The 26,040-nt window shown below is 40.2% G+C and carries 20 protein-coding genes and 1 pseudogene; 8 read left to right on the top strand and 13 right to left on the bottom strand.

The window, feature by feature from the left end; genetic code table 11:
- Positions 1 to 90 precede the first annotated feature (90 nt).
- From L650_RS0111240 to L650_RS0111260, 5 genes are all read right to left on the bottom strand, one after another.
- A complete protein-coding gene (locus L650_RS0111240) occupies positions 91 to 819 on the bottom strand; it encodes a sensor histidine kinase (RefSeq protein WP_029773155.1) in 729 nt (242 codons plus the stop codon).
- Positions 812 to 4,051: a serine/threonine-protein kinase gene (locus L650_RS0111245; protein ID WP_029773156.1), complete on the bottom strand. Its 3,240-nt coding sequence runs from the start codon at positions 4,049 to 4,051 to the stop codon at positions 812 to 814. The genes L650_RS0111240 and L650_RS0111245 overlap by 8 nt, the downstream gene beginning before the upstream one ends.
- A gap of 95 nt (positions 4,052 to 4,146) precedes the next feature.
- Positions 4,147 to 5,040, bottom strand: coding sequence for an FHA domain-containing protein (locus L650_RS0111250; protein WP_029773157.1), 894 nt, complete (start codon positions 5,038 to 5,040; stop codon positions 4,147 to 4,149).
- Positions 5,041 to 5,073: 33 nt separating this feature from the next.
- Positions 5,074 to 5,910, bottom strand: coding sequence for a DUF6689 family protein (locus L650_RS0111255; protein ID WP_029773158.1), 837 nt, complete (start codon positions 5,908 to 5,910; stop codon positions 5,074 to 5,076).
- A 147-nt stretch (positions 5,911 to 6,057) separates the two neighbouring features.
- A complete protein-coding gene (locus tag L650_RS0111260; RefSeq protein ID WP_029773159.1) occupies positions 6,058 to 8,526 on the bottom strand; it encodes a S8 family peptidase in 2,469 nt (822 codons plus the stop codon).
- 262 nt (positions 8,527 to 8,788) lie between these two features.
- Between L650_RS0111260 and gmk the strand changes: the two genes are divergently transcribed.
- The 5 genes and pseudogenes from gmk to L650_RS0111285 all read left to right on the top strand — a co-directional run bounded on the left by gmk (position 8,789) and on the right by L650_RS0111285 (position 14,187).
- Positions 8,789 to 9,409, top strand: a complete 621-nt coding sequence (gmk, locus tag L650_RS0111265; RefSeq protein ID WP_029773160.1) for a guanylate kinase — start codon at positions 8,789 to 8,791, stop codon at positions 9,407 to 9,409.
- 114 nt (positions 9,410 to 9,523) lie between these two features.
- Positions 9,524 to 9,791 (top strand): annotated as a pseudogene (gene rpoZ / locus L650_RS0111270) (DNA-directed RNA polymerase subunit omega).
- A 127-nt stretch (positions 9,792 to 9,918) separates the two neighbouring features.
- The gene (gene spoT, locus L650_RS0111275; protein ID WP_004588254.1) at positions 9,919 to 12,024 is read left to right on the top strand and encodes a bifunctional GTP diphosphokinase/guanosine-3',5'-bis pyrophosphate 3'-pyrophosphohydrolase; all 2,106 of its coding nucleotides are present in this window, start codon (positions 9,919 to 9,921) and stop codon (positions 12,022 to 12,024) included.
- Positions 12,025 to 12,036: 12 nt separating this feature from the next.
- The gene (locus L650_RS0111280; RefSeq protein ID WP_004588255.1) at positions 12,037 to 12,429 is read left to right on the top strand and encodes a RidA family protein; all 393 of its coding nucleotides are present in this window, start codon (positions 12,037 to 12,039) and stop codon (positions 12,427 to 12,429) included.
- 150 nt (positions 12,430 to 12,579) lie between these two features.
- The gene (locus L650_RS0111285; protein ID WP_029773161.1) at positions 12,580 to 14,187 is read left to right on the top strand and encodes a DUF342 domain-containing protein; all 1,608 of its coding nucleotides are present in this window, start codon (positions 12,580 to 12,582) and stop codon (positions 14,185 to 14,187) included.
- A 24-nt stretch (positions 14,188 to 14,211) separates the two neighbouring features.
- Here the strand turns inward: L650_RS0111285 and asnA are convergent, their stop codons facing one another.
- Positions 14,212 to 15,207: an aspartate--ammonia ligase gene (asnA, locus tag L650_RS0111290; RefSeq protein WP_029773162.1), complete on the bottom strand. Its 996-nt coding sequence runs from the start codon at positions 15,205 to 15,207 to the stop codon at positions 14,212 to 14,214.
- A gap of 196 nt (positions 15,208 to 15,403) precedes the next feature.
- Here asnA and asnC point away from each other — a divergent pair, with 196 nt between their 5' ends.
- Genes asnC through recG form a run of 3 tightly spaced genes read left to right on the top strand, consistent with a single transcriptional unit; the run spans position 15,404 to position 18,731 of the window.
- Positions 15,404 to 15,862, top strand: a complete 459-nt coding sequence (gene asnC, locus L650_RS0111295; RefSeq protein WP_004588258.1) for a transcriptional regulator AsnC — start codon at positions 15,404 to 15,406, stop codon at positions 15,860 to 15,862.
- A gap of 40 nt (positions 15,863 to 15,902) precedes the next feature.
- Positions 15,903 to 16,589, top strand: a complete 687-nt coding sequence (trmH, locus tag L650_RS0111300; RefSeq protein ID WP_024032415.1) for a tRNA (guanosine(18)-2'-O)-methyltransferase TrmH — start codon at positions 15,903 to 15,905, stop codon at positions 16,587 to 16,589.
- Between the two features lie 60 nt (positions 16,590 to 16,649).
- Positions 16,650 to 18,731 carry an ATP-dependent DNA helicase RecG gene (recG, locus tag L650_RS0111305; RefSeq protein WP_029773163.1) on the top strand — a complete coding sequence of 694 codons (2,082 nt, stop codon included), beginning with the start codon at positions 16,650 to 16,652 and terminating at the stop codon, positions 18,729 to 18,731.
- Between the two features lie 439 nt (positions 18,732 to 19,170).
- Here recG and L650_RS0111310 read toward each other — a convergent pair whose 3' ends face one another.
- From L650_RS0111310 to L650_RS24315, 7 genes are all read right to left on the bottom strand, one after another.
- A complete protein-coding gene (locus L650_RS0111310; RefSeq protein WP_029773164.1) occupies positions 19,171 to 21,657 on the bottom strand; it encodes a host specificity factor TipJ family phage tail protein in 2,487 nt (828 codons plus the stop codon).
- Positions 21,641 to 22,036 (bottom strand): NlpC/P60 family protein, encoded by a 396-nt coding sequence (locus L650_RS0111315; RefSeq protein ID WP_029773165.1) that lies wholly within the window; start codon positions 22,034 to 22,036, stop codon positions 21,641 to 21,643. Before L650_RS0111315 ends, L650_RS0111310 begins: the two co-directional genes overlap by 17 nt.
- 2 nt (positions 22,037 to 22,038) lie before the next feature.
- Entirely contained in the window at positions 22,039 to 22,530 is a 492-nt protein-coding gene (locus tag L650_RS0111320; protein ID WP_029773166.1) for a DUF1833 family protein, read from the bottom strand.
- Entirely contained in the window at positions 22,530 to 23,282 is a 753-nt protein-coding gene (locus tag L650_RS0111325) for a hypothetical protein (protein ID WP_029773167.1), read from the bottom strand. The genes L650_RS0111320 and L650_RS0111325 overlap by 1 nt, the downstream gene beginning before the upstream one ends.
- 1 nt (position 23,283) lies before the next feature.
- A complete protein-coding gene (locus L650_RS23765; protein ID WP_085065463.1) occupies positions 23,284 to 25,362 on the bottom strand; it encodes a sialate O-acetylesterase in 2,079 nt (692 codons plus the stop codon).
- On the bottom strand, positions 25,355 to 25,828 hold the full coding sequence (locus L650_RS0111335) for a hypothetical protein (RefSeq protein ID WP_085065464.1): 474 nt from the start codon (positions 25,826 to 25,828) through the stop codon (positions 25,355 to 25,357). The genes L650_RS23765 and L650_RS0111335 overlap by 8 nt, the downstream gene beginning before the upstream one ends.
- A gap of 1 nt (position 25,829) precedes the next feature.
- Positions 25,830 to 26,040: hypothetical protein (locus tag L650_RS24315; protein ID WP_029773170.1), on the bottom strand; the 211-nt coding region annotated here is incomplete at its 5' end.

Here is a 26,040-nt window from a genome sequence, read left to right on the forward strand (position 1 = left end):
CTGCCACTACACAAATATTCTCATCTTTACTAAGTAAGCTTACTAGCCCCTGGCGTAAAATTGTATGATCGTCTGCCACCAGAACGCTGATCATAAAACCTCCTTGCCTGTTACTAAAACTTTTATTTCGCTGCCTTCACCTGGGGCTGAATTTATAGTTAATTGCCCGCCATAAGCTGCAACCCTATCGTGCATAGCACCTAACCCAAAGCCCTCTTTGTAATTTTGCGGGCTCACCTTAATTCCTACACCATCGTCTTTTATTTTTATCATTAATAAGCTTTCAGTAGCGATTAAATTAATTGTGATTAAAGAAGCATCTGCATGTTTTATCGCGTTGGTAAGCGCCTCTTGAACAACCCTAAAGGCTAAAGTTTGAATTTCATCTTTGAGCGGCGCATCAATTTTATGATGGAGCTTTACTAAAACCTCACAAGGCTCACCCATAACTCTTACCAACCACTCAAGAGCGGGCACTAATCCTAAGTCATCTAAAATACGAGGGCGCATTAACCGAGAAATCACACGTGTGTCTGACAATGCTTGACGAGCCAGCTCTATACTTTGCGTTAACTCATTAGTTGGTGAGTCATTTTGCACTTGTTGTAATTGGTTTATAAGTGCTGTTAATAACTGCCCTACGCCATCGTGTAGCTCTTGCGCTATTTGCTTACGTTCGTTTTCTTGAACACGCCATACCCGCTTTGCCAAACCACGCATTTGCTCATTATTTGTATTGAGCTGCTGGGTAATTAACTGCTGTTTTTGGTTTAATTGCTCAACAAAATAAGCAATATCCGTATCACTATCGTTAGTCATTCGCGCTAAGTTCTCCAAAGCCGTCATTTAATTCAAAATAACTTAAGGTTGATAAAAATGTGCGTTCAGCGTTTTTAGGTAAATTATTGAGCAGAGCTGCCACTTTTTTATCTACTTTAGCTGTATACGCCGAAGAGTCGGCCTCATTTGCTAATGCAAGTTGTGCATGCAGTCGGTCAAATTGAAAACTACGCCAATAGCCTCCCATGTTTCTTTGTAATAGCTCTGCCTCTCTAAGTGTTGCTTGAAGTGCTTGCCATTGCTTATTTAAAAACTGCTGTATGGCCAATAGCTCTAAATAGTCAATGTATTGGTACTTTTGTAATTCGTAATCTGCAGCTTTTAACTTGGCTAAATAAGCACTGATGTCCTTTTTACCGGTGCGTAGATGTTCTCGGGCTGCATAAATAAGCTCACGTATATACACTGATTGATGAGCAAAATCAGGTGCAACTAGCGCTTGGCTTTGTAAGTTGTTTAAGTGAAGTTGATCATTAATATAGCGAGATAAAAAGGCGTGTTTATTGTGGTACTCAACATTACCGTTATTCGCGACAGCCAGTTCCACTTTTTCTAAATAGCTAATAGCGTATTCTTTTAAGCCAAGTTGCATTGACCAATCCGCAAGCCATAAACCAAACTCGGCAATTGCTCTTACGTCATTAAGCGCTTCAGCTTGCTGATAAACACTTTCAAGCTCACTAAAACTCTGTTTAAAACCACCTTGTAAAAAGCCAAGCTTAGCTAAGTAGCTTTTAGCAACTATGGTTTCTTCTACACTATTTAACGCACTAGCATCTTTAAGCGTGTTATTAAAAAGGTGAAAAGCATTACGCCAATTTCCTTTTGATAATTCAATTTGCGCTAAGTTTTGTTGCACATGAATAATGCCTATTGGAAATTGAATACGTTGAAATAGCTGCTCAGCCTGCTGCCAATAAACTAAAGCATGTTCATGATTGAGTAACATGTAATACATAAAGCCAATGTTATTCATGCTCTCAGCCTGTAGCATTTGGTTACTAAGGTTTATTCTGATTGTTAGCGCATCTTGATAATGCTTTAACGCTTTTTGATAAAGTGCCTGTTCTTCAGCAAGTACACCTAGTTCATTATAAGAATTAGAAAGCCCTTGCTGATCGCCTAGCTGGGTATATATATCTAAGCTTTTTTCTAAATAGTCTTCAGCTTGTTTATACTGCGCCTCAGCAAGGTACAAAGAAGCTAAGTTTGTCATGGTTGTAGCTACACCTGCCGAGTCTCCCATGTTTTGACGTACTGTTAATGCTTGTAAGTAATAATCAAACGCCAGTTCGGTATTTCCTTGTTGACCGTAAACAACACCAAATGCATTTAATGCTTCCCCCTCTTTAAGTGGGTTCTTTAACTTTTTAGCTGTAACCAGTGCTTTTACAAAGTAATCATCCACTGCTTTATTTAAATCACCTTGTAAAAAAGCAGCGCGACCAAGCATAAACCAAGCATTAGGGTGGTATGGATCGAGCTTTACAACATCTAACAACAATTGCTCAGCCTTACTATGCTGCTCTATAAAAAAGTAAAACTCTGCTAAGGCAATTTTTAATTCAATATTGTAAGGGAATGCTTTTATGAGCTCTAAATAATCATTTTTAGCCAGCTCTACTTTACCTGCTAAATCATTAAGCCGCGCACTAGCAAATTTAGCGCTGTAAGTTAGAGGTTTCGCGTGCTGTAGCACTTTTGAATACGCCTGTTCTGCCTCTATTATCAAATTATTTTCTAACAAAAGCTCACCTAATACCAACCAACCTTGCGCTAAGCTAGGGTTTTGAGCCAATAACGATTGCAACTTAGTTTTTGCCACTTCTACATTACCCAATTCAATCTGCTTTTTTATATTAAACAATGCTTTTGATGGAGGGCTGCTAAGTAACAGTGATTTACCGGCTTGCTCTTTTAGGTTAAGGGCTTGTTTTAAATTTTTTACGGCCTGACTTGCAACGCTATTCCATTTTTTATCATCAAGCGGGGCGTTTAATAATAGAGATTCATTTGTATTGAAGCCATCGACCTTTATTAGTTTAATTTGAACATCTTGACTATTACCACCTGTGCGAATAACTGTAGGACTAATTAAAGCATCCACCTTAAGTAAGTCAGATAGTAGCTCTACTTTGGCTTTATCTAATGGCGGATTTAAACCTAATTGCTTTAGCAAATTTGTAACACGCGAAGTATCGATAACTCTTAAATTGCTCACATGCGACAATCTGTAATGTATAAAGTCAGTAAACGCATCATCTTCCGTTTCGCTATTCATGACTGTGGGTAAAATAGCAATAGACGAATAGTTTGCTTTATCTGTGTTTGCCGTATTTTCAATTTTTGCTAGCACCCAAATAAACCCAACAAATGCAAAAGCGGCTGCAAATAGCATAACGGGGCGAGTATTACGCTTAGCATTTTTATTAATAAGCGACTCAAATAAGCGTGAGGCGAGGCTTACACTTTCAGGCCGAGACTGAGTATTTGCAGCAAGCATACTGAGCACTAAAGCTTTTAATGACTTTAATCTTGCCTGATAAGGGTTAAATTTAATATTTCCTGAAAGCTTACTATCAATGATTAATTCAAGACTATTCCCCTTAAAAGGCATTGAATGGCAACAAAGCTGATAAATAATTACCCCGAGGGAGTACAAGTCAGTGCTTTTATTAACTTTACCTTGCAGTAGATACTCAGGTGCCGCGTAGTAAGGTGTGCCAATAATACTTTGGCTGTTATCGTTATTTTTTAAAACTGCTAAGCCAAAGTCGGCAATGTAAACCTTGCCTTCAGTATCAATTAAAATATTATCGGGCTTTAAATCTTTATGAACTATACCAACTTCATCTGCGCACGCTAACCCTGCAAAAAGCTGTTTAACAATATCAATTATTTCTTGAGAGGTGAGTTTTTTTTCTGCGATTTTATCTTCTAATGTAAGCCCCTCAATCCAATCCATTGTTATAAAGTGAAGTTGTTGATCGAAGTAATATTCATGCACACGGATTATGTTTGGGTGACTTAGTTGCCTGACTAAAAGTAGCTCGTTTTTAAATGAACTAATTGCCTGCTCACTGTTGTGAAGTGCGCTATTAAGCACCTTAATAGCAACGTAAGTTTGCAGTTGTGTATCAAGTGCTTTATATACACAACCATATTGCCCGCGCCCTTGGGCTGAGACAATTTCAAAACGTCCAACTAACAAACTTCCTGATTGTAAATCGCTTTGCGGCGATATAAGTTGTGTTTCGTTTAATGAACTTTGATTACGATCGTCGGAGTTGATATCGCGTTACTCTTTTAGTGACATAATTTAAATAAATTATAGTCATTACCGTCAAAAGAAGAGGAATTTATAAGTTGCGACTGTAATAACTCTATAGACTGTTGAAGTAAAATAGCTTGTACTGTGGTCTCTATTTGCAAACTTATGCTGGTTAATATTTCAAGATCTAACTCTGTAAGCACCTTTCCAGACATTTTGCTGTCGGTGTAAATAACCCCAATAATTGAACCTTCATAAGTCAGGGGGATACACGCTAAAGCAGATATTTTTTTAAGCTCAATACTTTGTCGACTACTTAAAAGTTGATGGTGCGTTATATCCATGGCAATAATAGGCTCACCTTTTGAGTAACATTGCGATATTGCACCAATGCTCCCTTCAAAATTATTAAGCTTAAAATCTTTGCTCGATAATCCCTGCGTTATACACACACTTAGGCTTTGTAAAGTGTTGCCTAAAAACACCCCCCCTCGTTGCGTACCGGTAAGCATAATCAGGTTTTGTAATTGTGATAATAAGTTTTGCTTTAAATTAACTGTAATATTTTTTATGCCTGGCTTACTAGCAGATAACCGCCAATTATTGTGGCTCTGAATAGCTCGAATTTGCTGTGTAGATTTAGACTCAAATAAGCAATCTAATTTACCAATAGATATTATGGCATCATCTTCTAAGGTTGAGGTAGAAATAGCCAGCCCATTAACTCGAGTGCCGTTTCGACTTGATTCATCATTAAGCTGCCAAACACGATTCAAGTTAACTACGGTCGCATGTTGGCGCGAAACGGTAGGATGCTCAAGTATTAGCTCACATTCTTTAGAGCGACCAATACGATAGTCGCTCTCCTCATATAAAAAACTTTCAACCGCTGGCTGGTTGGTATAACAAACCGTAATTCGCGCAGGCATAGTTTTACTCTTTAAATAGTCTTTTTGTTGACATTAATTAGCTAAACGTAGACTAAAGCGTAAGGTGTTCGCATAAGCCATGAGCTCCCCCGCCACATTGCTTATATCTCTGCTAGAGCGCCATACATTAGGTACTTTATCGCCACTGTTATCGCTTATTCTTCGATTAAAGGTATTAAGTTTGTTGCTTGCAGCACTGTAATTTTGCAGCAACATAAGCTGATTTACATCTGCTAAATCTTGTAATAAAGCTGAATAAACAGCGGGGTCAATATCTGCTGAAAAGTTGTTTAAAGCAGTTTGCAAATCATTATATTTAGAGTCTATCACCGTTACTTGAGGACGTAAGTCAGCAACAATTATAAATTGAGAGAAACGGCCGGTAGAGCCACGCGCTCTGTAGCTGCCAGCTCCCATCGTCATAGTAATATCTTTAAACTCACCGTTTAATGGCGCTTTAAAAAAGCGCAGCGGCGTTCCCGCGTTATACTCTAAGTTATGAGTATGTATATCAACGGTTGCCAAACCAGAAAAAGAAAAGCCACTCGTTAACTGCGGCTCTATTGTTATCATCATAGGAAAAGCAGCTGACGGTGCTATATCGGTAATGCTCGGTAATCGCTGTAACAACGCTTGAGAGGTAATATCAACTACTTCAGCACTGATACCTAAATTTTGTGCTGTTAACCCTACCGCATTTTCAAACTCTAAGGTTATATCCGCAGAAACTCCTCCAGGTAGCTCGATAATAGCTTCGGCAGAATTGCCATGTATATTAACAGATACTATATCTGTAGCTTCTACTTGCGAGCTCATAAACAGTAAACACCCTGTATATGAAGCAATTAATAGTTTTTTTATGTTTAGCATAGTGATCCCCAGAAAACACAACCAATGAACCAACTACAAAATGGTTACTATTTTTTCACCTGTAATTAAAAACTAGCATGATACATGCATTTATTGCAACAAATAAAAGCCAGACAAATATATGACTGGCTTTTAAGTTACTAGTAATTATTTACGTAAGTAATTGTTGAATAAACGAGAAATTATTACCGCATAGTCGCCACGCTTAACCTTGCTTTGAGGTTTAAAGTAAGCAACAACAGTTGGTGATAAATCATAAGGTCCTTGCTCAACTTGATAGGTAACGTTAATCAGTGACATATCAATAGCAGCTTGAACATAGCCTCTAAACTCAGGTGCAACTTGGTCTGTATCTAATACTGGAATACGCTCTGAGTTATATTCAATTGTGATATCACCTGTAAAGGCACGCACTTGCTCTTCTAAACCAAGTCCTTGAACCAGTGAATAGGCCAGCTCTTCTTTTGTTACATTACCTTGAGGTGAAAATGTCCCTTCGCTTGTGAGCATAACTGGTGCTTGGATTTGAGTGCGATCTTTTAACGCAGAACCAACCTCAGTCACAGCTTCGATGAAAGGTGTGTATTGGCCGTTTACATCTGAAAGGGGCATTTTTTCATTGTTTAAAATATCTCTATGCTGCCTAACAGACATACCCATAACAAGATACTTAGCAAGTTCTTTGCGTTTAAGGTTTGCATCTGGGCGATATAAAAGATTGTTTCTGCTATCAACTAAGCGCTCACTGACAGCAAACTCAATTGCATTTTGCGCTGGATGCCCCTCAATATCGTCTAGCCCTTCGTAGCCACCCGATTTTAAAATTGAAATTTCACCACTAATAAATTCAGGTACGCCTGGGCCGTTAGTTAATCCAGTAGGGTCTGCTTGTACACCGGATAACGATGTCATTCCATATACAGATAATTTCCATTCGCCTTCTTGCGCAGGTGCAGAAACCCGCATAGTTGTATCAAGTACTGGTAGTGTTAAGTTACCCATATATACAGTGCCATCTGGCGCTTCTAACTTTAACTTAGTGGTTGTAGCAAAAACCTCAGAAGAAACATTTATCCAACTATCCTCTGCATTTACGTTAAACCTGTGCACTTCAGGCTCCCCAACCGGTGAGTATAAGACTTCAAAAGGCTGCGGATCAGCGTCTGCCAATGTAATAGCGTTAGCATTAAAGTCACTTAAGTTGTTAACTGTTACGCTATTTTGGTTATCGTAACCTAATGCACCTGCAACAGCTGCATACGCATTTATATGCCCTGCACCAACTTCCCAAGCTTCATAACCTGGCATATTGGTTGCCGTTTCTTGGATGATTTTTTTCACTTCTAAAGGTGTGAGTTCTGGGTTTGCTTCTAGCATAAGTGCAATCACACCAGCTACATGCGGCGTAGCCATTGATGTGCCCGAAATCATAGTGTAATAAGGAAGGTGCTCAGCAGGCATGGCATCAATATCATCTGCTCCGCCATTAGATACAACATTCGTTTTTGCTCTTGTAGAGATAATATCAACACCGGGGGCGACAATACTTACTTCATTTTTATAAGTCCATTCACTGCCGTCTGGCATAGTAAAGTCGCCTACTTCACCATTTTTGCCTCTCGATGAAAAATCAATCAACTCAGCTTGCTTAGTACTCGCGCCAACCGACATCCCCCACGGGATTTGAGCATACGGATTATGTGTATCTTCGCCCGAACCTGAGTTTCCAGCTGCAAAAACCGAGATCATGCCTAGCTTGTACGCCTTATAAGAAGCCAGTGAAATTGGTCCTAATGGGTCAAACTTACCACTTGAGCCCCATGAATTACTCATTACTCGAATTGGCGAATTGAAATCCCAAATATGACTAATCGCATAGTCATAACCACCCAACGCATCTAAAATCGACAAACCAGCTCCAGAGCCATAGCCAATTAAGTCAGCGCCTGGAGCCGCACCTTTATATTCACCATCAGAATGAGAGCCCCAACCCGCTACAGTGCCAGCACAATGAGTGCCGTGGCCTACATTTAAGTCTGTATTTGATTGGCCCTCTATCCAAACACCATCTATTCCAGTAAGCGAAATTGCTTGTGCATGTGTAACCCCCTGTACGTTTTCAATAACCTTAGAGCCATACTCTAAGTCATCTAATGTGGCATCAATACCCGAGTCATTCACTATTACGGTCACACCCTTGCCCGTAAATTTGATTCCATTGTGGGCTTCAAAATCATCTGATTGAAGCTTATCTACACCCGTTAATTCGCGTGCTTCTTTATTAAAATAAGTAAGTGATCTATTTGCATAAACAGAACGAACACCTGGCACGTTTACTAACTGAGATATTTGTGAAGGTGTAGCCAACAAGCCTATAATTGGCAAAGACTTAAATTGCACACCTTCAACCAAGCCTAAGCTTAATAAGTTTTGTAATTGAGTATTACTTAGTGCGCCTAGTTGATCATAACTGACCACAACCATGGCACTTTCTGTTGCAGACATTGTTTGTAGTTTTTGTTCTAGTTGATTACCTATAACAGCTGCGGCTGCAGCGTTAAGGCTAAACCCTGCTATAGTAAGACCTGCCAGTATATTCTTAATTGATGACTTCATAATTTACCCACCTACTTAAAAAAATGTTTGCTTAACATTGTTTGGTTAACATTTTGTTTACAAGTACATTTAATAAGCAAAGCGCTTTCTTGCATATCAGGATCACTCCCTATAAGTCATAGGGGAAAACCCCTACATACAAACAGGGGGGCTGTTTATAAGAGATGGTTGAGTAAAAAGTGTTAAATAAAGTACAATAGCGTAATTAAAGGCTTGGATTATTGATTTAGTCCAAGCCTGTTTATTTTAAGTAGAGAAAAAGATGGCTCAAACTCGCGGAAACTTATTTATTTTATCGGCGCCTTCTGGTGCGGGTAAATCTAGCTTAATCACGGCGTTATTAAAAAAACACGCAGATATGAAAGTATCGGTCTCGCATACCACCCGAAGCCCTCGCCCTGGTGAAGAAAACGCGGTGCATTATCACTTTGTAAGCGCCGATGAATTTAAAGCATTAATTGCCAAAGATGATTTTTTTGAATGGGCGCAAGTATTCGATAATTACTACGGTACTTCAAAGCAGGCTATTGAGTCGCAGCTGGATGCCGGTATTGATGTATTTTTAGATATTGACTGGCAAGGTGCGCAGCAAGTGCGCGAAATTATGCCAAGCGTGCAAACAATTTTTATTTTGCCCCCTTCTAAAGCAGAGCTTGAGCAACGCTTAAATAACCGCGGTCAAGATTCTGCAGAGGTCATCGCTGGGCGTATGGCTAAAGCGCAATCAGAAACATCGCACTACAATGAATATGATTATGTTGTGGTTAACGATGATTTTGAAACCGCCCTTAGCAATATTGAAACGATTGTATTAGCGCAGCGCTTAACCTTAAAAGCCCAAGCTAGCCGTCATCACGATTTAATTACAAATTTACTTAAATAAGCCATTTATGCCCTTTACAGGGAAAACTGGTAAAAATTAACCACTGGCTATTGGCGAAACAAGCTGCTTGCAGTAAACTACGCCTTTGCTTTTAAATTATTTTGGAGTGCTGAGATGGCTCGCGTAACAGTTGAAGATGCAGTAGATGCAATTGGTAATCGTTTTGACTTAATTTTAGTTGCGGNCCCGCCAAATTGCTGTTGGTGGTAAAGACCCACTGGTAGACGCTGAAAATGACAAACCAACCGTTATCGCTCTACGTGAAATCGAAAAAGGTTTAGTTGATAGTTCATCAATGGACGTTATTGACCGTGAAGAACAACAACACCAAGAAGCAGCTGAATTAGCTGCGGTTGCTGCTATTGTTGGCGGTAATCAATAATCAACCACCCGGTTTGATTTAGTCAACGGCTCAGTATTTCTACTCTAGCCGTTGGCAATCCCCTCTTTTCATCGTATATTCTATTACTTACCGTTACTTATTGCTTCACGAGAACATTGGAGTGTGAATGTATCTTTTTGAAGGTCTTAAAAAGAAAATATCTGAATACTTGCCTGCTGCTGAAGTAGAGCTAGTGCAAAAAGCCTACGTGGTAGCCCGAGAGGCTCACGAGGGGCAAACTCGCTCAAGCGGCGAGCCGTACATTACTCACCCTGTTGAAGTAACCCAAATTCTTGCTGGCATGCACCTTGACCATGAAACACTTATGGCCGCGCTAATGCATGACGTTATTGAAGATACCGACTTTAGCCAACAGGACTTAGCCGAAATATTTGGCGATACGGTTGCCGAACTTGTTGAAGGGGTAAGTAAGCTCGATAAGCTCAGCTTTAAAGACAAAAAAGAATTCCAAGCTGAAAACTACCGAAAAATGATCATGGCTATGACCCAAGACATTCGGGTTATTTTAATCAAACTGGCCGATCGTACTCACAATATGCGTACATTAGGCGCTCTGCGCCCTGATAAGCGCCGTCGTATTGCCCGTGAAACACTTGAAATTTACGCACCTATTGCAAACCGTTTAGGTATTCACGATATTAAAAATGAGCTAGAAGATTTAGGTTTTCAGGCTTTATACCCTATGCGTCATCGCGCACTTAAATCTGAAGTGGCAAAAGCGCGAGGTAATCGCAAAGAAGTTATTTCTAATATTCAAACCGAAATAGAAGCACGTCTTGAAGAGTCTGGTATTAAGGCTACGGTTTCTGGGCGCGAAAAACACCTTTATAGCATTTATAAAAAAATGCTTAATAAAGAGCTGCTTTTTAATGAGGTAATGGATATTTACGCCTTTAGAATAAACGTAGATGCAATGGATACCTGTTATCGCGTGTTAGGTGTTGCACATAACCTGTATAAACCTATCGAAACGCGTTTTAAAGATTATATAGCCGTACCTAAAACAAATGGTTATCAGTCTTTGCATACGTCATTAGTAGGCCCACACGGTATTCCGGTAGAAATACAAGTGCGTACGCATGACATGGATCACATGGCCGATAAAGGGGTTGCTGCGCACTGGATGTATAAAAAAGCCGGTGATGGCGCAGGTAATACAGCTCAACAGCGTGCGCGTCAATGGATGCAAAGTTTGCTGGAGCTTCAACAAAGTGCTGGCTCATCATTCGAATTTGTCGAGAACGTTAAAACCGAGCTGTTCCCAGAAGAAATATACGTATTTACCCCCGATGGCCGCATAGTAGAGTTGCCAATGGGCGCTACCGCGGTTGATTTTGCTTACGCGGTACATACTGATGTAGGTAACACTTGTGTAGGTGCAAGAGTAAACCGTAAACCTTACCCACTAAGCAAAGCCTTAGATACTGGGCAAAGTGTTGAAATTATTACCAGCTCGGGTGCACACCCTAATGCAACGTGGTTAAACTTTATAGTTACAGGTAAAGCACGTTTAGGGATAAGAAACTACCTTAAGAGCCAACACCAAGAAGAAGCATTGTTATTAGGCCGACGCTTACTCGATTCTGCCTTGGGTGAAAATAAGCTCGACAGCATTGCCGATGAAAACATAGCCCGCGTACTCGAAGAGCACGAACTATCTACAGTATTAGAATTACTGGTAGAAATAGGCGCAGGTAACTTAATGAGCGTGTTAATCGCTAAACGCTTATTGCAAGAAGAAAGCGACGACTTGTCAGATATTAGCAAACAAGCCAAAGCAACCATTATTGGTACCGAAGGCATGTTGGTTAATTATTCTAAGTGTTGCCGACCTGTACCAGGGGATGCCATCACTGCACATATTAGCCAAGGTAAAGGGCTTACCGTTCACCGCCAAGAATGTAAAAATATTCGCGGCTGGGAAAACGAACGCTCAAAATACCTGGTTGTAAAATGGGATGACAATCCAGAAAAAGAATATATAGCTGCGCTACGGGTGGAAATAATTAATCACCAAGGGGCTTTGGCTAAACTCACAAATGTTGTTGCTACAACCCAAGCCAACATTGTTGAGATCACTACCGACGAAAAAGAAAGTAATTTATATGTGATAGACTTGGGCGTTACCGTTAAAAACCGCGTCCATGTTGCTAATATTATGCGCCGCATTCGCGTGATGCCTGATGTGCAAAGAGTCTATCGTAAAAAGTAAAATAGGAAACTCATGAATAAAGCATTTATTTCTACCGAAAAAGCACCTGCTGCCATCGGCACTTATAGCCAAGCGGTTAAAGTAGGTACTGCCGTTTATTTATCTGGACAAATCCCACTTGTCCCAGAAACAATGGAAATGGTTTCAGAAGACTTTAGCGAGCAGACACATCAAGTATTTAAAAATATTACAGCGGTGTGCGAAGAAGCAGGCGGTAAAATCCAAGATCTTGTTAAAATTAATATCTACCTAACAGACTTATCAAACTTTGCCACTGTTAATGAAGTAATGAGCCAATATTTCAAGCAGCCTTATCCTGCCCGTGCAGCACTAGGTGTACGTGCTCTACCAAAAGGCGCACAAGTTGAAATTGACGGCATTATGGAACTTCCTTCAACTAATTAATAAATACAGAGCTATAAACCCCTTTATAGCTCTATTTTTTACTGCTAGCCTTTGTTTACCGCCCTTTCTTGACTCACATGTAAATATCTAGCACTCTGTAATCATGCAATAAATTCAATCTTAACTTAAGTAGTAGAAAAGGATTAACTAGTGTTTAAGCTTGCCAATAATGGGAACGTATTACTTGATGTAAGTAAGCACGCTCCACCTAGCGCCGCTTTTATAATTGATGCACTCGAGAAGTCGACGTTTTGCGAATGCAAAATTGACCACGAGGCTATTGATAATTTTTTTAAAGCGCAAAATAATGAGCCAACCTTGGTTGTAGCAAGTAAGCACGATGCATCGCTTGTGGTAACGTTAAGTGAAGATAAAATGCAAGCCATAGGTGAGCTAACTTTAGCTTATGGTGGTAAAGTACTTTCGTTAGAAGAGGGCAAAAAACAACTCATAAAAGCAGGGGTTGTACGTGGTTACAAACAAGCTTTTTTAGAGCAGCTTTTAGATAAACAATTTAACCTACTCCCTGGTACAGTGGCAAAAGGAATTCTAGCCAAAGGCCGCCTGCCAGCCGAAGGCACAGCAACAAAATTTGTAGCTATGGTAGAAACCCTCAAAGATCGCCTAAAAGCACCAAAAATGAAGGAAGATGGCAGTGTTGATATGCGCGACTTTGGTAAACTGGCAAGCGTAGAGCCCGGCACTGTACTGATCCGCCAGCAACCTGCAACTCCCGGTAAAGAAGGCTTCACTGTAGTAGGTGACATACTACCGGCTAAACCCGGTGAAAATAAAAAGTTAGTGGCAGGCGAAGGCGCCGAAATATCAAAAACAAATCCGCTCGAGCTTGTTTCTACAACAGCGGGAGTCCCCGTAGAAATACCTAACGGTATGCGAGTTGATGATATTTTTACCATCTCTGATGTAGATGTTAAAAGCGGCCATATTGATTTTGAAGGCAGTGTTATTGTGACTAAAAACATTGACCCAGGAATGCGAGTCACGGCAAAAGGCGACATTACTGTTTTTGGCACGGTCGAATCTGGCGAATTATCAGCCGGCGGAAACATCACTGTAAAGCAAGGCATTATTGGCCATCAAAAGCTCGAAGATAAAACTTTGTCTTGCTCTATTAAAAGTGAAGGTGATGTTCATGTATCTCACGCACAATACTGTTATATGCAAGGCAAAAACATTTTTATAGACCGCCAAGCTAGCCATTGTGCGATTAAAGCAAAACACTTATTACAAGTTGGCCAAACAGAGTTACCCAAAGGGAAAATTTTTGGTGGAGAGATTCTTGATGCAACCGTGTTAATTGCTGGCGAAATAGGCAATGAATCAGGCGCAAAAATGGCTATCAATTTAGCCGCATCCGGCGCTGAAATAACGGCCGACACAGATAACTGCTTTAAAGACTTAGCAAAAACCGATGAGCAGCTTGATACCCTTCAAGCAGCACTTGAAAAAGCAGATAAAGTAAAAGATATAGAAAAAAAGAATCTGCTCATTAAAAAAATTGGCGCAACGCAACAGCATTATTGCCAACAAGCAGAGCAACTAGAGAAAAAGTTATCTAGCCTAGATCATGAACTTCACGACCTACTAAGCGATGCAAATCTCGTCGTTAATACATCATTACACTCAGGGGTAGAGATCCATATTTTTGATAAAGTATTAAAAACTACCCGCAACTACCCACCTTGCAATATAAACCTACAAAACAATAAAGTAGAAATAAACTTTAAAACACATTAGGGCGCATTTAGCGCCCTTTATAATTTACAGTAAGCCACTTACTGTATCGTGCGTTTGCTTTGGCCATACACCTACTTGCACTTGTCCAATATGCTGCTTTTGCAGTAATAACATTGCTAAGCGCGATTGCCCTATTCCGCCACCAATTGTTTGTGGGAAAGCCTCTTCTAGTAATGCTTTATGCCAATCGAATGCTAGGCGTTCTTCATCGCCTGTTATGCTCAATTGCGCTTTTAATACATCAGGGCTTACACGAATACCCATAGATGATATTTCAAAGGCATCTTCTAACACAGGGTTCCACACTAAAATATCGCCATTTAATCCTGTGTATCCGTCAATCGTTTGGGTAGACCAATCGTCGTAATCTGGAGCGCGTACATCATGGATTTTGCCATCACCTAATGCCCCCCCAATACCAATTAAAAACACCGCACCGTACTCTTGTGCAATGGCTTTTTCGCGTTGCTTTGCGCTAAATTCAGGGTACATTTTGCGTAATTGCTCACTGTGTATAAACGTGATTTCACTAGGTAAGAATGGGGCTATACCAAAGCTTTCACTTACAAACTGCTCTGTTTGCTTAATACCAGTATAAATAGCTTTAACAGTGTCTTGTAATGTAGAGAGCGTTCGTTCAGTACGTTGGCAAATTACCTTTTCCCAATCCCATTGATCAACATAAACAGAATGTATTGGGCTTAATGAGTCTTCATCTGGGCGCAACGCTTTCATTTGTGTATAAATACCTTCACCTACAGAAAAGCCGTAAGTCGCTAGCGTTTTACGTTTCCATTTAGCAAGCGAATGAACAACTTCATAGCTGCTATCGGTAATTGCTTTTACGTTAACAGCAACTGCATTCTCGTGGCCGCTCAGGTTATCTTGTGTGCCATCACCTACTTTGGCCAAAATAGGAGCCTGAACTTCAACTAACCCTAGTTGCTGCTCTAATTGCTGTGAAAAAAACTGCTTAACTTTACTTATTTGCTGCTGTTGCTGCACATAGTGTGAACTCATAATAATTGGCCTCATTCCCAGTTATTGTTACTTGCTTATTAATGAGAAAACACCCTGTAGGCGCCTTCAATGAGGTTACTGTAACGATTTAAACTTTTAATTCAATAACCCATAATAAAAATAGCTTTAATATGCAAAATCGATTAATTTACACGGTATAAAAATGTAGATTCACTAATTTAAGTAAGCAAAAATAATGGAAAATTATCAAATCGATAATCTGGATAAACAGATACTTCACGCTCTAATGGCCAATGCCCGTACAGCCTACGCAGAATTAGCTAAACGGTTTGCTGTAAGTGCCGGCACAATTCACGTACGCGTAGAAAAAATGAAACAAGCGGGCATCATTACCGGCACCCAATTAAGCATTAGTACAAAGCAACTTGGTTACGATGTATGTTGCTTTATCGGTATTAACTTAAACAACGCTCGCGACTACCCAGAAACACTCATTAAACTAGAAGCATTAGAAGAAGTAGTTGAAGCTTATTACACCACGGGTAACTACAGCATTTTTATAAAGGTAATGGCCAAGTCTATCGACCATCTGCAAGACGTGCTCATTAATAAAATACAAGCTATAGAGGCGATTCAATCAACCGAGACCCTAATCTCTTTGCAAAATCCAATTAGCCGCACAGTAATGCCTTAATAGATAAAATTACGTATAATTATCAAAAAAGAGGATCACCATGCAGCAAAATCGCTACCAACGAATAAAAGACGTGCTCTCACGTCGCCAAACAGACCTAACAGTCTGCCTAGAAGACGTACATAAACATCATAATCTCTCAGCTATTGTAAGAAGTGCTGATGCAGTAGGTTGCCATCATGTGCATGCTGTATGGCCAGAAAACCAAAAATGGCTGACCAATAATACTTCTGGCGGCAGTAAAAACTGGCTAGAAACACACCTGCATAAAAATATTGATGATGCTGCTGCGATGATGCGAAAGCACAACCCAGATGTACAAATATTAGCAACACACTTGAGCGAAGATGCTGTAGATTTTAGAGAAATCGATTACACAAAACCCACAGCTATAATCGTTGGCCAAGAAAAAACGGGAATTTCTGAGCGCGCGCTAAAACACGCCGATCAAAATATTATTATTCCTATGCAAGGCATGGTGCAGTCACTTAATGTATCAGTAGCTGCTGCGCTTATTTTATTTGAAGCACAGCAGCAACGAGAAAAAGCAGGGCTATATAAGCGCGATATGCTAAGTGAAGAGATTAAACACCCTATGTATTTTGAAGGGTATCACCCAGTTATTGCTAAACAATGTAGATTAAAAAACCTACCTTACCCACCACTCGATGAAGAAGGTGAAATAGTCGCTAACGAGCAGTTTTGGCAAGCTTTAAAACATGCTTGATGCTTAGCAAACCTGTGAGTACACTTAACTCATTCACAAATAAACAGATTTGAGCCTACATTGTCTAAACCTAGCTTAAGCCAATACCCTATAACAGAACTTAAAGGGGTAGGCCCAAAAATGGCCGAACGCCTACAAAAGCTAGGTATAGCTACCGTGCAAGATATGCTCTTTCATTTGCCTTTACGCTATGAAGATCGTACCCGTATTTATGCTATTAACGATGTTACTTTGCACAGCCACTGCACTGTTGAGGCAACAATAGAAACAAGCCAAGTGACCTTTGGTAAACGGCGTATGTTAGTGGTGCAAATAAACGATGGTACAGGTAGGCTTACTTTACGGTTTTTTAATTTTACAGCAGCGCAAAAAAACGCATTTAGCAGTGGCAAAATAATCCGTTGCTTTGGTGAAGTAAGACGCGGGCGCGTTGGTTTTGAAATGAGCCACCCAGAATACAGCATTAGCGATACCCCAAACGAGCAACCAACCGCCGCAACACTAACCCCCGTGTATTCAACCACCGAAGGCTTAAAACAATTATCAATTAGAGCGTTAAGTGAACAAGCCATCGATTTATTACATAAGTATTCTGTTGAAGAGCTTATCCCTGAAAAATGGCAACCCTCACATATGCAATTAAGTGACGCTTTATTGCTACTTCATCGCCCTGCGAATGATGTTGACATTATTTCGCTTGAACAAGGCATGCATCCGGCACAACAACGCTTAGTATTTGAAGAGCTACTTGCCCAAAACTTAAGCTTATTAAAAGTACGCGAGCAAGGGCAGCAAGTAAGTGCAGTTTCCCTAAGCCCTACAAATACATTAGAGGGCCAATTTTTAGCGCAACTCCCTTTTGCGCCGACTAATGCACAAAATAGAGTTGTAGCCGAAATAAAAGGGGATTTACAGCATGCCTACCCCATGATGCGATTAGTACAAGGTGATGTAGGCTCAGGTAAAACACTGGTTGCAGCTTTAAGTGCATTAACAGCAATAGCGCAAGGTTTTCAAGTTGCCCTGATGGCACCTACAGAAATCCTTTCTGAACAACACGGAATAAATTTCAAGCAATGGTTTGAAAGTCTTGGGATTAACGTTGCTTGGCTAGGCGGTAAAACTAAAGGAAAAGAGCGTACTAATACACTTGAAAAAATCGCCTCAGGGGAAGCGCAAATGATAGTGGGCACGCACGCCCTATTTCAAGACGAGGTAAAGTTTAATAACTTAGTATTGATTATCATCGATGAGCAACATCGCTTTGGTGTTCATCAACGCCTCTCACTGCGTGAGAAAGGCAAATTTGGTAATTGTTACCCTCATCAGTTAGTCATGACCGCAACCCCTATTCCGCGTACATTGGCTATGACGGCCTATGCCGATTTAGAAACCTCAGTGATAGATGAGTTACCACCTGGGCGCACACCTATAATCACTGTGGCCATTCCTGATACACGCCGAGACGATATAATAAACCGTGTTAAGCTTGCCTGTAATGAACAAGGCAGACAGGTTTATTGGGTATGTACCCTTATTGACGAATCAGAAGCCCTACAATGCCAAGCAGCTGAAGACAGCGCATTACAATTAAAAGAGGCGTTGCCAGAGCTTAATGTCGGGCTCGTTCATGGCCGTATGAAAGCCGCTGAAAAACAAGCGATCATGAGCGACTTTAAAGCAGGCGATATTCACGTACTTGTTGCAACAACAGTAATAGAAGTAGGTGTAGACGTACCTAATGCCAGTTTAATTATCATAGAAAATCCTGAGCGCTTAGGATTAGCACAATTACATCAATTACGCGGGCGCGTAGGACGAGGAGCCACCGCTTCGCATTGCGTACTGTTATATCACGCCCCTCTTTCTCACACCGCTCAAAAACGTTTAGGTGTATTAAGAGACAGTAACGATGGCTTTGTCATCGCAGAGCGAGATTTAGAAATACGTGGGCCAGGTGAAGTGCTCGGCACTAAACAAACTGGCTTAGCAGAATTTAAAATAGCGGATCTTACTCGAGATAAACACACGCTAAATCAAGTCAGGCCCATTGCACAACAAATGCTAAAGCAAAACCCCGACCTTATAGACCCTTTAATTCATCGCTGGCTAGGTAATAAATCTAACTACGCACAAGCATAATTACGCTAAAGCACTCGTAAAGCTCACTGCTGAAACGCTATATTTACCATACAAAGATGTGCGGCGAGCGTTTTCCGCGGGTTTCGTGATACTCAACCCACGCTACGGAGGTGGTGGAGACTGTGCGAATAATATCTGGAATGTATTTTTACTTTTCTGCAGACGTAAAAAAGCCCGGCTCTTTCGAGTCGGGCTTTCTTGTATTTGGAGCCTGGCGATGTCGTAGTGCCACAGCGGTAGAGAGTCACATAGCAAATGCACATTATCATTGCGTCGGGGGNCGCCCGACCTACGTGATGATGCAAGCCGCGAAAACTCGCGGTAGAAAATCGCGAAAAATGCGAAAACTCAGTATTTCACTATTTTGAACACTCTTTCAGTATTCCAAAGAAAAAAGCAGCTAATAAAAGCTGCTCTATATAATGTATAACTTATTATGTTAAGTAGGCGCTAAACTATCATCGTCCAGATAAACCCTTTCATCGTAGCGCTCAGCTGTCACTTTTACCCTATCGGTAGATGAAGGTTTAATGTCTGATATAAGAACGTTGTTACACCAGCGGCTAGCAATGCCAAACATAAATAAAGGAGGCTCTATTGAACCATCAAATACAGGTTCAAAGTCTAACGCTTCATTTATAATAATTTCATTGCTCGCTGAGCCTATTGATGCTGTATAAGGTCCTGATAATGTACCGTCTGGTTTTCTAAGAGCTAATACATGTGACTGACCACTTTGCCATTTTAGTTCTACATTTACATATACTGAGTTACCAATAATGTACTCAACAACTCCTGACTGCTCGTAACCAGGTATATCATCAGCTAATGCACAGTAATCAAGATAACTCGAATTAAGTGCATCCATTTCAGTTGTGAAGTTAAAAGTAGTTCGACGGTATCGGCGAGTACGTCGCTCACGCATACCATATTGATAGGCTTTATCTCTGTTTGTTATTCCAAATGCACGGATCTTATCTGGGTTGATACCTAAGTCCCCTGGTAACAAACAAAGCACTGTTTCAGACTTCCAAGTGACGGGGCTGAAGTATTCGACTTCAATACCATCATGCTCATCATCATCGATTAGTTTTATATCTCTTTCTAATAGTCCGATATAGTTATCAGGCTGATACATATGTTTGTGTATAGTACGTGGTTGGTCACGAACAGGTAAAATCTTACCGTAATCTAATACAGGTTTTGCAAAGCCTGGCGCTAAAACTCTTTTTAGAACCGCAAATAATGTACTGCCTGTATCGAACACGGCATTAAATTCATCACCACGGTTATGCCAAATAGTATGCAGCGCCTCTAATTCATCTAAACCTATTTTATCTTGGCTATGTCCGGCGCTTTGAATCACGTGTGCGAAGAAAGGAGCAATATCAGTCGTTGGCCTTGGCTCACTCCACACACCATTTTCATAGACAGGCAAAATTCGTGTTGGTATCACATTAAACTTGTTTTCTGCAGAACCAGCTAACGCATTTGTACCACGAATTTTTACTGCAATCGTTGTTGCACCTGGATAACTAGTAGCACTAGTTAATTCAGCTTTTAAGCCAGTCCAATAAATATCATCATATATACGTGTATCATCTGTTGCAGCTGTATAACGCTTCACACGAACCTCAGGTCGCATATTAGTCGCCAGGTTAATTGGAACTGTTTCGCCGAGCTGGTCATTCGTACTATTAGTAAAGATATGAATTATTGAAGTCCATGAGTCGGCATTTTCATCCCTATAATCGATCCATACTTCAACTGTTCTACTTAAAAAATTCCCGTCATCATCAAGCTCTCCCAACCCTTGTGGTAAAAGAAAGTCTAACCAAATACGATCTGTTCTTTCTCCAGCAGGGCACGCAAAATAAGGTCCGTTAAACTGGCCATCACCACCTCCATCTTCAACCTCAACTGTCGCATTAGAGTTAATTTCAGATACGAAATTAGTCCAGCTAGGATCATCCTGAAATTGGCCATCAACTTTATTAACCTGATTGCCATTAACATTAAGGTCTAAGATTTCATAGTAACCATCATTTTGGCCTTCAACTGAGTTTGACACTGTAATTATTTCACCGACTTGAAAAGGTAACGGTGTTTTATGTGTGAAACTGCCAATTTCAGGTTCATATTCGGTTTTGTAACCAATAATTTCGTCACCATCAAACGTATATGAATAGGTTCCATTTATACCCCCAGTACTTGTTACTCGGCCTTTGAGTTCAATACCTGAACTGCCCGAGGTTGAGCCTACTTCACTAGACGTATAAACATTTCTATGGGCTTCATGCCCTGAAACATCTTCGCCAGGTCCAAAGACTTGGCAATCAATATCACCCACGTATCGATTGATAGGTGTGTTAGCTATTAAAATATTCTCATCTAATATTTCGTAACTGCCTTTACCTACGCACAACATTAAATAAAGCCATTGTTCATTATTAATGTATTCTTTGCGGGGCATAGTTAAGTAATCCGGAAACACCTTATGATGGCCAGCGTTTTCAGGAATAACCCCCATAAGCTTTGGTTTATTTCCCTGAGTATTAACATCATAAATAGAGCTACCATCCGGCGTGGTGTTATTGTAATTATCAGGAATTTGATTAGTCGCGTAAATTGCTACACCAACAGCAATAACAGCAATAATTGCGTATGCGATAGCTTCAGCGCCTTTAGCTTCAACAATTAGTTTTACATCATCACCCAGATTAAAATTTGTAGTCTTAAATTCATTGGGCTTAACTTCTCTACCATTAATAAAAGCACTGAAAAGTGGAGTATCTGACTCGACATAATCAGGCACGTTTGAAACAAGCCATTTGTGCAATGTTTCACCTGCATTACCTTTGCAAGGTTCAAATAGTGAAAGGTCTAGCTTGTTAGGATATACATTAATATCAACCTGCGTATTCATACACTTTAACCTCACTAAAAAGCCTTTTAAAAACACTCACTCTAACAAACGACGCACCATGCTTTTTACATGTATGCAGAACATGAATTTCGCCATCTACGTCAACGCACACTCCCATATGCACGAGGTTACACCCTGTAAAACCGCATATAACCGCACCAGGCTTGACAGCACATATCTCAAATTCTTGAGCTAAGAGTGAATATGCACCTGTGAATTCTGCTTTATGCTCTGAACGAACATGGCCAAAAGATGTAAAAAGCGGGAGGTTATATATATGATGAAGAACTAGGCGTGTTAAACCCCAACAATCTAATCCCTTCATCGTTCTGCCACCTTCAACATACGGGACAGTTTTATACTCATTAAGATGGTTCATAATTAACTAAAGTACTTTAAGCCTGGAGCAAAATCAGGTGTGTATCGGTCAGTTGGCCATGCTGCATTTATCAAGTCATTGAACGATGCAACAACGTTAACTCTTAAGGCATTGGCTTTAACACTAACAGCGGTCATTTCAAGAGGTCGCTCACCTGGTTCGTCTAAATAACTAGCCGTGTAAACACGGTAAATTACTTTCACCTTTTCACCGGCTTCGAATGCTGTTTCAACTACCTCTAAAGACTGGCCAGTTATATTGTCTAATTGAAACTGCAGGTCTTGACGACCTTTTACTGAACGTTCAGGTAAAGAAACCCCTAATGCGCACGCTTCAAAAGCAACCACTTCACCGCCTTCTATTCCAGCGGTAACATCATCAAAACCAGAACAAATACGGATCACCCCAAACGTAGGGGCTTGCAATTCTAATGAATGAATTGGCAAGTCATTCGTTGGGGCGCTAGCGTAAAGCCTTTGGAGTACTTTGCTCATTAGATATTAATACCTAGTTTTGCCATTCTTGATTTACTTCTGAAATAGAGTGCATTTAGCTCGTCTGTAGTTAGAACTTTGTCAAAAATAATAAATTCAGCAAAATCGGTTGATGCACCTAAACTAGACGTATAATAAGCTTGGCCACAGGCAATAACACCATTATCATCGTAAGGTGTTCCGCTTGATGAGTTTCGGTGAACCGCTGGTAGTTCATTTAGTTTAACTTTGACCCCAATATTGCCAGCTTCATCTATTACTTCACGGGTAACGGCCAAGAAATACCAAGTGTTAGCACTTAATCCTGTCATAATGGGCGAGTTACCAATATTTGTACCTCGATAGTTTGCATACATATTGGCAGTTTGATCATCATTGTTAGTGATTAAATAAACACTCCCCCCTCCAACAGCTGCCGATGATAATGAACCAAAAATAACAGGCACATCAGCATAAGAATCTACTCTAAAGACCGTAGCAACTGTGCAATCAATATTACTATCGGCGAAGTCACTCAAAAGTGCTTTTCCATTTCCGCTAAGAGTCAAAAATTCATCAGCGTAAACAGGTGACTCACTTTGTTCAGTTAATTGCTTATCAGTAACCTTACTAACTAAGGGTTGTATGTTGCCAAAGGCCCAGTGACCGTATGAATCTTTTTCATAAGGGAAAAGATATTCAACATCTGATGCAGAAATAACAGGCATATCAGGGTTATTACTAGTGACATTAAGCACTGTGAAAATATTCATATTACTCTCCGAGCCTTACTATGTTTAATTTAAAATGGGGTGATACATTGAACAAAGGTTTTTCAATACCTAATACGGATATTGTTTCAGGATCGCTATCTCTTAAATTACCAGTCCCAACCTCATTCATGTCTGTTAAATTGCTTTGGTAATCTAGTGCGTAGCGAACTTCAGCGACACCTACAATTTCTCTTGAAAGCTCTAAGACAACAGACTGACCAACTACATTAATCGATTGCAAATTAATAAGACCATTTTCATCTTCAACGGCAAAGCCATAGTCTTGTGTTAAAGCTAAATTTTCTATATCAAGAACAAGTGGCAAACAAGGAACGTCAAACATTACTGTTAATGATGTGTCTTTCAACGTTGCGGAAACTGGTTTTAGAAACTCTGGCTCATACCCATCTAATAGTGATTTATATGCTTTTGCAAAATAACCACTTAACCACTTGTAACCCTCACTTGTTAAGTGGATTCGGTCAGGCGCATGTGGCATATGATAAATAGGACTAACCATAAAAACATTGTTGTTTTCTTTAGCTAAATCTAGTTGAGCTAGAGAAATGTCAGGTCTTTGAAGTGTCCAATATGCTGTCTGATACTCAAGTATATAAGCGGGGCTAGTTTGTGAATTTATAGCTTTAACATCAGTATCAATGTCTTCAGAAAGCTGAGTTAATGCCTGTTTGTATTCAGAGTATGTAGTCGTATATGACGCATCATTTTCACCTTGCAACCATAATACGGCTGGTACTACATGTTCTGGGTTTGCTGTGTAACCTTGGGTGACATGTTGTAAAAATGTATTGTTATACCAAGCAGTGCCTTTTTCTAGTTGTGATACTCGATAACCACCGTGACCAGCAGCGCTTGCCAAAATGACATGCTCCAATGGATTTAAACCCGCTTCGGCCAGTAGTGTTGATGCTAGGTTTGCAAAACCAGAACAAACCGTTTCACCACGCGTTGAACTACCATCCGGAGCTGGGTTTTCATCTTCCGCTAAAGGCTTTAACGGTAAGAAGTCATATTCTGTGCCGTTAAACGCTCTAGGACCACCATTGAAAGTTAAATTATTATAGGGCTGATTTAAACTAATAACGGGCTTACCTGCTGCACCAACAGATAATGATTGGCCATAAGCAATTACATGATTTATAGCTTTTGAAATTATTTTGTTTTTAAGTGGCACTTTTTGCTTATAAATGACTTTTTCAATGCTTTGCCCACTAAAGCCAACACCTATTAATTTGTCTTCTGCGACATCATACCCCAAAATTAAGCGTCCAATGGAGTCAGTTACCATAGGAACAATGTCACTACCTTTGAATAAAGCGCTGCCAAATGAAGTCATGGTTTCATCAGTAATCAACCCAGACCCAAGAACTGATTCTGTTTTGCTTTCATATCCTAAGATAACTTTCAGGTTTTTGTCTGTTACTAGAGGAGTTACACCAGTGCCTTTAAAGGTTGCTTCTGATGATAAATTTTCACCATTTTTTATCGTTTCAAGCTTAACAGCTTCATTAATCGGTTTAGATACAAGTCCAAGCACATCATTTTCACCCAAAATGCCTGCACCAATAATCTTGTCATTTACAGAGTCAAAACCTAGTAAAATTTTAAAATTCTTGTCTGTTAAGAGTGGTTTTATATCTTCAACGCCTAAGTATTTAGCTTCACCTGAAAAACCCTCGGATATATCCAGCACTTCCTTGGCAACTTCTGTGATAGCTTGATTACTTGGGTATGATTTTTTGAAAACAGCAACCCCATTTTCATTTTGATAAAGATCTAGGTATCGACTTTCACTAGCACTAACCACACTAAAAAAGCCACCATTAGGACTTGCCGTTAATCCAGATGAAATAGTTTGATACTTAATCGCATCTATATCAGCTACTGCATTTAAAACTATCTGCATTTTTGCATTTACAGCATCGATGGCTTGCTTTTGTACGCTCGGTTTTTCCTCTCCACCAATGAGCACGGTTGTGTTTTCATCACCTTGCAAGACTGCATTTAATTGATCAACAGCTTGGCTCAAGTCTTGGGTTAATTTTAAAAAATCACTCATTGTTGTATTCCAAATAATTATTTATTGAGTTAGATATTGAACTTACAAAGCTAGCTACTGTGTGAGGTTTCACTAAGCTATTAGCCGCCTCTTCCTCACTCGCTGCTTTATATTCTTTCATTTCAATCTGCGCCTGGTATTGCCATACCAAAGCGCTTATTGGTTTCATGTTCTCTAGTGGATCTTTCATGAACCGCACCTGGTGCTTAACAACGCCTCGAGGCGTTAAAATATCCATCAAAAACCAGTCAATTAAATTCACACCATCATCAACAAAACCTTCAAACACTGTCGCTTCGTCTTTTCTCAAGCGCCAAGTTGCTTCCATATGAGTTGGTACACTTAAATGCTTACGGCGCTGGCGTGCTCGGCCAGTGCTCATTTCTGTGCGAAGAATGTTTGGTTGTCGTTTATAAGCTGCATCTTTTAAACGTGGTAAAGGCAGCGAACTTGGGTAATTGATCATCTTAGGTTCCCGTGCGCTGCATATTTGGATAAGTGCGTTCTAGCACTTCTGACATAGGACCACCGCCTCGAATGTCAGCAACAAACAAGTTAATTTGTTCGTCGCCATTTTCTGAGCGTGTTTTCTCATATGTGCCAGCACGACTTGCATCTTCAACAAGTCTTATTTCTACATTTACGTTAGTTACGCCTGCAGCTGTGCCGGCAGTTCCT

This window comes from Pseudoalteromonas sp. TB51 (genome assembly GCF_000498055.1).
Classification (GTDB): domain Bacteria; phylum Pseudomonadota; class Gammaproteobacteria; order Enterobacterales; family Alteromonadaceae; genus Pseudoalteromonas; species Pseudoalteromonas atlantica.